Annotated in this window: 11 protein-coding genes; all 11 read left to right on the top strand. The window is 47.1% G+C overall.

Features of this window, described 5'->3' with window-relative positions; all coding sequences use genetic code 11:
• The coding region (locus AN477_RS13140; RefSeq protein WP_211266011.1) for a ubiquitin-activating E1 family protein at positions 1-289 on the top strand (289 nt) is incomplete at its 5' end.
• Positions 199-657, top strand: coding sequence for a hypothetical protein (locus AN477_RS25045; RefSeq protein WP_169787891.1), 459 nt, complete (start codon positions 199-201; stop codon positions 655-657). The genes AN477_RS13140 and AN477_RS25045, both read left to right, overlap by 91 nt.
• Positions 658-1,020: 363 nt before the next feature.
• On the top strand, positions 1,021-1,182 hold the full coding sequence (locus AN477_RS24535) for a hypothetical protein (protein ID WP_157061956.1): 162 nt from the start codon (positions 1,021-1,023) through the stop codon (positions 1,180-1,182).
• Positions 1,183-1,578: 396 nt separating this feature from the next.
• The gene (locus tag AN477_RS13130) at positions 1,579-2,085 is read left to right on the top strand and encodes a GNAT family N-acetyltransferase (protein ID WP_054969624.1); all 507 of its coding nucleotides are present in this window, start codon (positions 1,579-1,581) and stop codon (positions 2,083-2,085) included.
• Positions 2,086-2,210: 125 nt separating this feature from the next.
• Positions 2,211-2,789, top strand: coding sequence for an HAD family hydrolase (locus AN477_RS13125; RefSeq protein WP_083486267.1), 579 nt, complete (start codon positions 2,211-2,213; stop codon positions 2,787-2,789).
• A gap of 298 nt (positions 2,790-3,087) precedes the next feature.
• On the top strand, positions 3,088-3,705 hold the full coding sequence (locus tag AN477_RS13120) for a DUF2239 family protein (RefSeq protein ID WP_054969623.1): 618 nt from the start codon (positions 3,088-3,090) through the stop codon (positions 3,703-3,705).
• A gap of 22 nt (positions 3,706-3,727) precedes the next feature.
• Positions 3,728-4,066, top strand: a complete 339-nt coding sequence (locus AN477_RS13115) for a GIY-YIG nuclease family protein (RefSeq protein ID WP_054969622.1) — start codon at positions 3,728-3,730, stop codon at positions 4,064-4,066.
• 174 nt (positions 4,067-4,240) lie between these two features.
• The gene (locus AN477_RS13110) at positions 4,241-4,678 is read left to right on the top strand and encodes a DUF1330 domain-containing protein (RefSeq protein WP_245631819.1); all 438 of its coding nucleotides are present in this window, start codon (positions 4,241-4,243) and stop codon (positions 4,676-4,678) included.
• Between the two features lie 939 nt (positions 4,679-5,617).
• On the top strand, positions 5,618-7,453 hold the full coding sequence (gene ltrA, locus AN477_RS13105; protein WP_054969620.1) for a group II intron reverse transcriptase/maturase: 1,836 nt from the start codon (positions 5,618-5,620) through the stop codon (positions 7,451-7,453).
• 513 nt (positions 7,454-7,966) lie between these two features.
• On the top strand, positions 7,967-9,733 hold the full coding sequence (gene ltrA / locus AN477_RS13100) for a group II intron reverse transcriptase/maturase (RefSeq protein ID WP_054969619.1): 1,767 nt from the start codon (positions 7,967-7,969) through the stop codon (positions 9,731-9,733).
• A gap of 207 nt (positions 9,734-9,940) precedes the next feature.
• Positions 9,941-12,412, top strand: a complete 2,472-nt coding sequence (locus tag AN477_RS13095) for a hypothetical protein (RefSeq protein WP_054969618.1) — start codon at positions 9,941-9,943, stop codon at positions 12,410-12,412.
• Positions 12,413-12,769 lie beyond the last annotated feature (357 nt).

Here is a 12,769-nt window from a genome sequence, read left to right as displayed (position 1 = left end):
TGGGGATGTGGTTGAGCAGAAGAACCTGCTTCGTCAATATTTCTTGGAACAGGATATCGGTCGAAAGAAGGCTGAGGTCCTAGCCGAGCGGTATTCGCGAGCCTATGGGATTGATATTGCAGCGTACTCGGAGTATCTCACGGCGGCAACAAATCTTAAGGAAATCGGAGTTGAAGACGGTTCTATTGTGGTTGGAGCGTGGATAACGGGTCTACACGACGGCTGCTTCATGAAAAACTACATCAGTGGCGCCACATCGTATATGTTGACTGTGGGAACAGTGCTGTAACGGTTCCAAACGATCCAAACCACATTGATCGCTACCAACTGGCAGCCATCAAAAATTCTGGATGGGAAGGCCAGGTTGTTGTTGGTGTCCGTGCGAATGGAAGGGATGTTTTGCCGTTTCCAGGCGAAGTATTCCCGGACCTGATTGAACCGGACCAATTGCCAACTGAAGTATCTTGCGGTGAGGTTGTGGTGTCGAACCCACAAAGGTTATTCACAAACCTGATGGCAGCCACAATGGTACTTCTCTATTTGCATACAATGCTCGTGGATGGCATGATACTTCATCACCGGACGTTTTTCGAGGCTCGTAAAGGCTGGATACGGAGCGAACCGGCGATTGAGCAAATGTTAGAGGCATCCATATAATTGAAGAAAGTAGGAAGATACGTACAGAAAAATCGATGTTCTTTTGGAAGCATAGATAGGTGGCATCGGAGAAGCCACACCACTGGTAAAGTGGCTTCTCCTTTTGGCTAAAACAGGGGACCGGAGAGAACTGAACATTCGTATCTTATGCACAGCTTATACACAGCATGTTGTGGATAATTCCATCAACAAGAATGTTTGCCCTAATCCGTGTAATCGAGCAGAGGCGTTTGAAAGGATTTCTGAGATTACAAAACGGATCCCTGATAAATATGAGCAGAAATACACAGTTGCTCTAATCTGAGGATTAAGTGGTCGAATTTAACGGAAGCAGAACAATCCCGTTTGAAGGAGGAACTCAAGATGAACGATCTTGGTAACGAAATTGCGGATGAAAGCCTATTGGAAGTTGTACATGATATTTCCAATAAACTACTCGCTCTTGGAGACGCTGTCGAGAAGGGTGCGAAGGTAACCGGACTGCCACAAAATGAAGTAAAGGAAATGCGTAGGAATTTAGATTAAAATGATTTTAGCGTGGAGGTCATTATTAAAGCGGACAAGGTTGAGTCAAGACACCATCGAGGAACTACAGAAACAATTGACCCAAATTAGGTCTTGATCGAGGAGCAGGAACTTAATCAAGATGATGGACATGACAGACATTGTCTGGGAGACTAAGTAGCAGGCTTTTAGGATTTGTCATGTTGTAAGTCAGACAGGTTTGTAATTTCCGTCTCTACAGAAGTGCATATATATACACTTACATGCGCAGGTATGCATAAATTGCGATGCGTCTCTTGTTGACGTAACGGGCAGCAATGTGCAACAGCGGTTCTTTCAGACAAGACAATAGATACGTTTAAAGGTAATGAGTCATCGTAATATGGACGGTACTTCGCGATGCAAGGAGGAAATTAGATGGACGAAATTGTCATGACCACTGAGCGGCTAAGCTTGCGGAAAATGACCACGGAAGATGTTCGGAATCTCATGCAAATTTTCTCTGACCCAGAGGCGATGAAGTACTATCCCGCAACCATGAATGAAGAGGAAGCAATGGGTTGGATAACTCGAACGTTGGGCAACTACGAAAAGTTAGGCGTTGGTTTTTGGATTGTCGAGGATAAAGCAACGGGAAGATTTCTTGGTCAATGTGGAATTATACCGCAAGAATTGGACGGCGCAGATGTGATGGAAATCGCGTATCTGTTCGTCAGACAAGAGTGGGGAAACGGTTACGCGACGGAATCCGCAAAAGCTTGTAAGGAGTATGGATTTCAGAGTATGGGTCTCAAGAAGATGTATTCGTTCATCGATGCCAATAACTCGCCATCCGCGAGAGTCGCTGAACGCAACGGACTGAATGTTGAAACGACAATAACCAAGTGGGGCAAAAACGTACTCGTCTACTCTGTATCAAGGTAGTACCCAAGTTCATTGCGACGACATATGAAAATGCATTGATATACATTTTTGGCGACTCGACAGTTCTGACGTTATCGGGCAGATATCGTCAATATGGTTTCTATTGAAATTGGAGGAGAATGAAGATGATCACACACATCATATGGGACTTGGGGGACACGATTAACACTCCACCACCAGGAGGACAAGACCTGAAACCGATTGACCTGTACGACGAAATACAACTTCGTCCCGATGTTGTATTGACGCTTCAGGCTCTAACGGATCTCAGCTATAAACACGCAGTCTTGAGCAATACGGCGACGAGTGACAGTGATGCCGCAAGAAGGATGTTGGAACGGTTCGGTATAGCCCATTACTTCGAATTTGTGTACGCCACGCAGTCAGAGCTAACCGAGGATAAACCTGAAAAGCCGAACCCGGTCGTGTTCAATCTCGTGATAGACGCTTTAGGCATCCGACCCGAGCAAGCGGTCGTGGTGGGGAACAGTTGGGACAATGACATCTTAGGGGCAAATCGGAGCCATATTCACGCGATTTGGCTGAATAACAATTCCGTATCCGTGAGACGCGACGTAAGTTCATCCGTCCAGTCTCCGCCATGGATAATTCCCGTTTGGGACGTTGCGGCTGTACCGAGAGCACTCGAGTTGTTACAGAGCGTATTGCATGGTGAGGCACATCACAAGGATGTAGAAACGTGAGGCATTAACGTGAAGTATTTCAGCACTACTAGCTGCCCAACTTGATCAACAACTAGGGCGACATATGTATACATACGCATTTGATACTCAGCTTCGCAGTGTCGCTAAAGAGCAGCATTCCTACAGAACAGCATTTAACAGCATAAGGAAAACACTACTCCTTAAAAGCGCGGTTGCTACGTAGCGGCGTTTTTTGCATTTGTTCATCCATAACGCACCGAAATTATACCCGGGTAATATTGATTTTCACTTTTACCCGGGTATAATTAATCTGGGAATTGAAAGAAGGTGGTAAAGCATGATAAATGACCTGGCGCACTTTTATTGCACGGCATTTTTGGGTGTGAGAGTGGTCACCAGGGGGTTGTTACCGAACGTAATTTCCACGGTGAACGATTCTCTAGATGACTCGGACCTCAAACAATTGCTGATATTTGACGATTCCACGGGGAAGCAAATAGATGTTGATTTTCGTGGGACCACAGATGACGTACTCAAACGATTAGTAGAACGGTTTGGTGGTTTGCCTGATACGGACGTAAATCACCAGCCGACACGGCGGGTCGGTCGCCCGAAGCTAGGGGTTGTATCCGGTGAGGTCACGTTATTGCCACGGCATTGGGAATGGCTCAAGAGCCAACCTGGAGGGGCATCGGTAACATTACGAAAACTTGTTGATGAGGCTCGCCGTTCTGGAGAAAAACGGAGCAAGGTACGAGAGTCACAAGAAGCAACGTATCGCTTCATGACAGCTATGGCTGGGAACTTCCATCAATATGAAGAAGCTCTTCGGGCACTGTATGCCGGTGATTCAGAACGCTTTTACGAGTTCACATCCGACTGGGAACCTGATGTAAGAGACTATGTCAAGAAACTGGCAGATAAATCATTCCCAGAGGGGGATATGAATCAATAAAGGCACGTGGAGGTGTGGAGTTTTGGATCGAAAAAAGGAACTACGGATGAAATATCAGGAGCAGAAGACCCAGGCGGGTGTGTATCACATCAAGAACAAGAGGAATCAATTGAGTTTTGTAGATAGTACTAGAAACATCAACACAATCCAGAGGCAGAGATTTATGTTAGAGCACCATACTCACCCAAACAAGTCACTTCAGGCTGATTGGGACAAATTCGGAGCAGACGCCTTTGCGTTTGAAGTTTTGGAGATATTGGAGAAAGAACCGGATGAGTATTACGACTTGAAAGGTTCTTTAAAGAAACTCAAAGAAAAATGGGTGCAGCAACTCCAACCTGTTGGGCATACGGGATACTAGATGAAGATCCCCAAATCATGATGCTACGACGAGGATAGAACAATTGATTGGTACAGGAGAACTTGCTAGGCAAATGAGCAGGAACTAGTCCGAAGATATCAGGTATTACGTTATTCGCCTAGCCTCCGGTACACTGCATCGTTCCAAATAGAGACTTGTGTCAGGAGTACTATGATGGAATTTGGACATATTCGGTATATCGAACCCTCTCAACGCGCTGGCATGAGGTTCATGCAGCGCGGCATTGAGGGCAGCATTATCATGCTTAACCTGCTGCGCTTTCGCAAATTTGCCGATTACACAGCTAACCCTGAATTAAGACCGGAGGTCCCAATCAGCGGTGCCGAAGCTTTTAACCGCTATATTGACCATACGCTGCCATTTCTCCGGGAAAGCGGAGGGGAAGTCATGTTTCTTGGAAATGGTGGAGAGTTTCTTATCGGTCCCGAAGACGAAAGGTGGGATCTTGTGATGCTGATCCACCAGAGCAGCGCGCAGTCTTTTCTTGGTTTTTCCAGTCATCAGGACTACCTAGCCGGTATAGGGCATCGGACTGCAGCGATCGAGGACTCTCGCCTTCTGCCTATGACAAAACTTCCAACCCCGATGTAAATTGAGGCGAACATTATCGTGAATACGATACGCACAAGAATAAGGAGCCTGCTTGTCAGGCTTCTTATTTTGGTGTCAGAGGTGCTGTTGCAGTACCGGGGACAGATCCTGAAGAAGGATTGATCCCCGTGTATGCATAAATATCTAACAAGGGATTTTCTGGGTTGTGTCGCTTAGGGGGTGTGACTTGAAACAAAGCGGTAATCATGTGGTGAAAACCCACCCGCTCAGAACTGCGAGCGCGAACCTACCGTGACATGGGGTGGCGGTAACGCCGTCTTGTGAAGCTCACGGGACAATGTAGCCGCGAACTGAGAGAGTGAACTCGGTCCGGAGCTAGGTTGTGAAATGCATGGTGAAGTGCGACTTGAGGGTGTTGGTAGTCATGTGGTGCAAATCCACCCACTCTGAATTGTGAGTGCGAGCCTACCATGACATGGGATGGTGGTAACGCCGTCTTGTGGAGCTCATGGGACAATGTACCCGCGTCCTGAAAGGGCCAATTCGGGCCGGAGCTAGGCTAGAAATGCATGGTGAAGCGAGAGTTGAATCCCTTATAAACTGCGTTAGCATTAACTAGCGAAACGCCCTGTTACGCTGGGCCAAAAGGCATGTAGCTGGAACTGACACTTTCACCTTGTCAGTTCACAATTCCGAGAGCTACCGCAGAAGTCGGGACACCTAAACATTTCATCAAGGGGTGCCAATGCAACAAGGTAAGCCTCATGGGGTCTGCATAAGGCAGTAGGTCAATCGCAAGAGAGACGGAACGCCCCAGGAGGTAACGGAATGGGTAATAAGCAAACGCCATTCTGTAATGGGGTGGATAGGGGCGGCACTTGGTGCTGAAACTTAATGCCCCGACGCGAAAGCGTGCTGACTTACCCATGGTCATCCAGCTAGGACTTACTCGGCAGAGATACGAAAGGGGAACCTGTTATGAACCGTCCAACCGCAAAAAGCGAGCCAACAGGTTCCAAACGTAAGATTTCAACCTCGTCCATCGATGACAAGATGATGCGCGCATGGCTTGAGGCTCAAGAAACCTCGCCGGAAGCAAAGTCACTGGAAACATGGACGGACTGGGAGGAAATCGAGCGCCACGTCTCTCGGTTGCAGCGACAACTAGCAAACGCAGTCGAATACGGAAACCGTAAAGCCATCCGCCATTACAAGTGGCTCATCCGCAACAGTCAACATACTAAAATGCTAGCCATTCGTGCTGTTACACAGGAGAACAGTGGACGGAAAACCCCTGGGGTCGATGGGAAAACGTACCTGACCACAGAAACCCGTAAGGAATTGCTCGCACTACTGAATCTCAGAAAAAGACCGCTTCCCGTCCGCCGTGTATATATCAGGAAGAAGAATGGCAAACAAAGGCCGCTCGGAATTCCCACGATCCACGATCGCGTATGTCAGGCTATCCACAAAATGGCTATGGAACCGGAATGGGATATCCAGTTTGAACCCAATTCCTACGGATTTCGTCCAAGTCGTTCCACATGGGATGCTATCGAACAAGTGTTTATTATGCTGGGTAGGCGCCGTTCCCCCCAATGGGTAATCGAAGGTGACATTAAGGGATTCTTTGATAACGTCGACCACGACAAGCTGCTAGCCAAGCTAGCCCCGGAAGACCGAGTGTTTGTCAGGCGAATGTTAAGGGCTCCTGTCGTTGACCCAAAAGAAGGTGTAATCCAAAGTACAAAGGGAACACCTCAGGGAGGAATCTTGTCTCCGCTTCTGGCCAACATTGCATTGGACGGTATGGAAAGGGATCTGAGAGAACTATCCTTCCAAATGAAGTTTGGCTCATGCAGAGACATGCCCGGTATCAACGTGGTTCGATACGCAGACGACTTTCTCATCTCCTGTAAAACAAAGGAGCAAGCCGAACGCTTTATTCCAGTGGTAGCCCAGTGGTTAAAGGAGCACGTTGGCGTCGAACTAAGCTTGGAGAAAACGAAAATCACTCACATCGATGAGGGATTCAATTTTCTTGGTTTCAACGTTCGAAAGTACAACAGCAAGCCGCTCATCAAGCCGTCCAAGGACAGCAAATTGTCTATTCTACGGAAGGTAAAAGAAATACTGGACTCCAACAAAACGGCCAAGGTGGAAACCATCATACGCGTACTTAATCCGCTTCTTCGCGGATGGGCGAATTATTACAGTTCGGAGGTCAGTAAAAAGGCTTTCACTTACTGTGACTACCGAATCCATCAAATGCTTTGGCGATGGTCTGCCCGTAGGCACCCAATGAAAAACGCCAAATGGATTAAAGCTAAGTACTTCGCCCGGCGGGGTGACCGAGACTGGGTATTCACGGACGGACGTCAGGACATTTTTCACCTGTCCAAAGTTCGTATTATCCGTCACATCAAGATTCAGGGGAACCGCTCGCCATATCGCACTAGTGATAAGGACTACTTTGACCATCGGCGAAAACAATTGCTCTGGAAACGACTCGATGGCTTTCAAAAGAGGGTCGTTAAAAAGACCGACGGCAGATGTGGACTGTGTGGACGCTTCATTGCGGAGGAACACCTCCGAAAATGGCAGCAGAACGGGGAAAACAATATTGTCTTCCACTCTATGATTCCGCCCCGTCTGGGTGGCCGCAATACGGTTGAAAATGTATTCGTCACGCATCGTTGGTGTCGTGAACAATTATATAGGAAACTTGGACGCGATACGATGCCGGACAATCCCCAGCGGTTCTTATCCCCAGGGGAAGCCATTGCAAATGGGAAGATTGTCTTCGGTAAGTGAATCCAAAGCCGCTGACAAATAAGGTTGCGGATACTGCAGGACGGCCTGAGCCGGATGAGGCGAAAGCTTCACGTCCGGTTCTTAAGGGGGAAGGGAGCCGCAAGGTTCCCGACCTACCTGACCACCAGTGAACCCCATATAAACCGCGTCACGACAAACAAGCGAAACACTCTGACACGCTTGAGCCAAAAGGCATGTAGCCGGAATTGGCACTCCCTTGTTGCTAATTCGCAGTTCCAAGCGCTATCGCGGGAGTCGGGGCACCTAAACATTTCGAAAATGGATTGCCGTAGAAACATGGTAAGCCCCACGGGGTCTGTTGAAGTCTGACAGTAAGCAGAGCGTGAGCGAAGCCGAACTCCCCAGGGGGTAACGGAGCGGGTAAAAAGCGAACGCCGTTCTTGTAATGAGGCGGATAGGGACGAAAGAAATGTCCTGACGTGAAAGCGTGCAGACTTACCCGTGGTCGTTCAACCGGAAATCTTTTAGCAAGAGTCGAAGGAGCGGTCTGTTATGAACAAAATAACCGTCAATGACGAGCCGACAGACCGCATTCGCAAGAGACGGTCAGAACTCTACGAAGACAAGGTAATGCGAGCATGGCTTGAAGCCCAAGAGGCTGACACCAATGAGCAAACCCTAGAGAGAGAGACAAACTGGCAAGAAATCGAGCGCCACGTACTCAGGTTACAAAGACAACTGGTCAACGCAGTCGAGAAAGGGAAGAGAAGAGTTGTTCGCCACATAAAGTGGCTCATCCGCACGAGTCACCACGTTAAACTTTTAGCCATTCGGCACGTAACACAAGAGAATCGTGGAAGACGTACAGCCGGTGTGGACGGGGAAATCTACACTACCGCAAGACGAAGGCAGGAACTGCGCGAACTAATCAACATCCGAAGGAAACCGCTACCGGTACGACGTGTGTACATTGAAAAGAAGAACGGAAAACTTCGCCCATTAGGCATCCCCTCTATCCACGACAGGGTGTGCCAAGCGATTCACAAGATGGCAATGGAACCGGAGTGGGACGTACAGTTCGACCCGAATATGTACGGCTTCCGTCCGAATCGTTCCACTTGGGATGCAATCAGTCAAGTGTTCTTCAGACTGTGCCAATCTAAATCGAGTCAATGGGTAATCGAAGGAGACATCAAGGGGTACTTCGACAACGTCGACCATGAAAAGCTACTGGGCAAGCTCGCTCCAGAAGACCGGGTCTTCGTTCGACGCATTCTTAAGGCTCCTGTCATTGACCCCGAAGATGGACACGTTCCAACGACAAAAGGAACACCCCAAGGAGGTATCTTGTCTCCGTTACTCGCCAACATTGCTTTACAGGGTATGGAGAAAGGATTAAGGGACGCTTTTCGAGAGAAGTTTGGACTGAGTCGGAATTTCTCAGGCTTCCATGTTGTCATTTATGCTGACGATTTTATCATCACATGTAAGACAAAGGAACAGGCTGAACAGTTTGTTCCAGTCATTGCAGAATGGCTCACGGAAAACGTCGGGGTAGAACTCAGTCTTGAGAAGACACATGTTACACACATCGACGACGGGTTCGACTTTCTCGGATTCAATGTTCGAAAGTACAAAGGTACACTTCTCATTAAGCCTTCAAAGGACAGCAAACTGTCCGTGCTGCGGAAAGTGAAGGGCATCCTCAATTCCAACAAAACGGCTACGGTTTCAACCATCATTCGGTTACTCAATCCAGTGATTAAGGGATGGAGTAATTACTACAGCACGCAGGTGAGCAAGAAGGTCTTCTCCTACTGTGACCATCAAATTTGTGAAATGCTCTGGCACTGGGCAAAGAGGAGACACCCGAAGAAATCGTCCCAGTGGGTCTTCAATAGGTATTTTATCAAACAAGGTCGCAAGCAATGGACATTTGGGACCGACCAACAAACCCTCGTCTTCATGTCCGAATTGCCAATCATCCGACATACTAAGATACAGGGAACACGCTCACCATACCGCCCGAGTGATGCGGACTACTTTGAAACCAGACGACTTCAACTTACTCTGAAACGACTGAATGGATTCCAGAAGAAAGTGGTACAGAAGACCAACGGTAAGTGTGTTTTCTGCGACTGTACAATAGCCGCAGAACACTTTCGCCGATGGCGTATTAGTGGAGAAAACAACATCTCTTTCATTCAACTCAAATCCGAACAAGCAAAACCCGCTACACCAGAGAATGTGTTCGTAGCTCACCGCTGGTGCTTCGAGCGATACAAGTCTGCTCGTTCGGATGACTGCAGGACGGCTTGAGCCGTATGACGGGAAACTGTCACGTACGGTTCTGAGGGGGCGAGGGCACCGCAAGGTGCCTGAGCTACCCGACCAGCAGAATGTGACAAGTGGACCTGATTACAAATGAGACCACGAAACAGAGCCTCAAAGCAGGGACAAGAGACCCTTCTGTAGAACCATTCGTATAGAAAACTTTTCCATACATTCAGGGCAGAGGTGAGGCCGATGGCCGGATATGAAATTTGTGCTGGAAAATTTGCAACTATGTTTGAGGACTTAAAGACTCGTGCTTCAGAGGAACTAAACGAGGCAGAGACGAGACTTAAGATTATTGACGAGTTGTTGTTCGAATGTTTGGGATGGTCCCGAGACCACGTCACTGTGGAAACACACGTCCATGATGGGTTTATTGACTATAAATTGGGTTCGAGTGGACATAGATTTTTAATAGAAGCCAAGAGAGTCGGGCGCAGTTTTAGTCTGCCCAATACATTTAAGTACGAGACACATCTTACTATTAAACATTTCCTAAAAAAGCAAAAAGATTTGGCTGAGGTCTATGAACAAGCTGTACGATACGCGCATGAATCTGCGGTCAAATTTTGTGTATTAACGAACGGAGCTGACTGGATCGTATTCCCAGGGGTGCGAGTTGATGACGTTCCAATTAGAGAGAGCAGGGTGATATTGTTTGCAGGTTTGGAAGCAATCGCCGAGAATTTTTTGGAATTCTGGGGCTTGTTTTCGGAAGAGACGGTCTCACGTGGGAGCCTTGAACAAAAGCTCCTGCCTGCAATCGGCAGGCTACAGCCTTCGTTTATTTTCAACTCTGAAGGCCGAATGAACGCACCTTATGACCGAAACGTCTTGGCCACAGCAATGACACAACTCCTACCACCTTACTTTGGTGATTTGCTTATCGAAGACGCCGATACCCGACTCTTAGAGGAGTGTTACGTTGTAGAAGCTAGTGTGCGTGACATATTAGAATCGCTAGGAGACAAAGATTTTCACGACGCACTCTCTACCACCATTCGTACCTTGGCTCGCTCAAAGCAGTTCGCAGAACTAAAGGACTTAAGTCAACGGCTTCATTCGCTTATAACGAATTTTTTATCAAACCCCAATAATGAATATAATCTTCAGGTTATGCTCGGGAGAGTTGGAATCGGGAAAACTACTTTTTTAGGACATTTTTTTCGAGTTGAGCACACTGAATTAGGTGCAAGCAATTTTGTGTTGCGTCTCAATTTTCATGATGTTACCGAAGACACAAATATTGAACATTTTTTCGAAGAGAGACTTTGGAATTTGGTCTCAAGTCATGAATTATTTGTGGAGTACTCAACCTACGATAATCTTAAGAGATTATTTCAGCAGGATATAGAAGCAATGGAACGGGGGCCACTGGCCTTTTTCAAAAATTCTCAGCCGGAAGTATATGAGGCAAAGATTTCTGAATTCCTGTTGTCGAAGTTCGGACAGAAACTTGAGTTTGCTGAACGATTAACCAACTATGTACGGAAAAGACTAAATGTCAGAGTTATATTTGTCTTTGACAATGTAGATCAGCTTGCTCAGTCCCTCCAGGAAAAGGTTATATTGTTTGCGTATGCACAAACTCGACGCTTCAAAGCTTTTTCCATTATTAGTATGTGGGAAGAAACATTCTATGCCATGAAGACCTCAGGGCGAGCCCTTGCGACTATAAACACCCAACCTCTTGAAATGCTTCGACAAGGAATATTACCGATTATAGGAAAACGCCTTGAGTTTATTGCACGCTTGTTAGAGAGCGGCGCGGTCCCTGAGTTAGATTTAGATGAGGCTATTTGTAGCCGAGACAAACTGAATCAATACTTACGGCTAATGGTCCGATCACTGGCTGTGGAAAACAAATCGGTACGCACCTTTCTAGAATTCATTGCATTAGGGAATATCCGCAAGGCTCTAGAGATGTTTGTGCAGTTCATGTGTGCTGGGAGCTTGGATTCAGGTAAAATCCTGTCAGCGATGGACAATAAATCGTACTTGGTTCCAGTGCATGAATTCGTAAAATGCATCATGCTCGGATCAAAAAAGTATTTTTCTGAGCATAATTCTCATGTCTTGAATCTATTCAGTGTAGGTGACATGGAGGCTCCGTCGCATTTTACAAGACTAAGGATACTTCAGTACCTGCATGACCGACGTCATGAATCTACTGCTTTCGGGCACGGATTCGTGCCCATTTCAACTTTGACAAAGGCTTTGAAGACCATAGGAACATCTGAGCAAGATTGTACCCAATCTCTTGCTGGATTGACATTGAAGGGATTAGTTGAGAATGAGTTGCACGCTCTAAGAAGCTTTGACGAGGCTAATTCGGTGCGTATATCTGCGACTGGAAGGTATTATTTAACGGATCTAAAAAATCTGTTCGCTTATTTAGACTTGGTGTGGCATGATACTCCTATTTTTGATAGAGACACATTTAATATTCTTGAGCGTAATGCAGATGCTACGGACATGAGAATACGGTTTGAGAGGTGTAGTTCGTTCCTTCAGTATCTCAGTGACGAAGAGGAAGCTGAACTCGTGAATATTCGCAATTTCACCGCTGATGCGGGGCTCTTGCGATCCCATACGTCTGATATGCAAACTGTTTTCGATGCAGAACGCACGAAAATCTCAGCTAAGTTAGGGATAGACCGCTGAGCGAGAGTGTGTTTCACCCATGTTTACGTTCGTGGGAAATTGCAACCCGAGCTCGCCTCCTTATTGCACATAAGGGGGCAAATCCCGGAGAAGGGTTCGCTCCCATGTCTGCATAAATATCAAACAGGAAGTTTCTGGGCTACGTCGCTATCGGGCAGCATTCCTGTTAAGAAGCAAAATCGGGTTTGAGACAATAAAAAGCTCCTGATAGTGTTGATGTCGTCGAAAACCACACCACTAATCAGGAGGCTTTACAAGATGAGTATAACGCAAAACAGCAAGATTCGTCGTATTACAGATTCGACCTTGGTTATCGGAGCAGACATCGCGAAGAAGGTCCATGTGGCACGTGCGTGC

The organism is Paenalicyclobacillus ferrooxydans, assembly GCF_001399675.1.
Lineage (GTDB): Bacteria > Bacillota > Bacilli > Alicyclobacillales > Alicyclobacillaceae > Alicyclobacillus_B > Alicyclobacillus_B ferrooxydans.
Note: the sequence above shows the minus strand (reverse complement) of the source record. Positions and strands in the feature narration are given on the sequence as shown.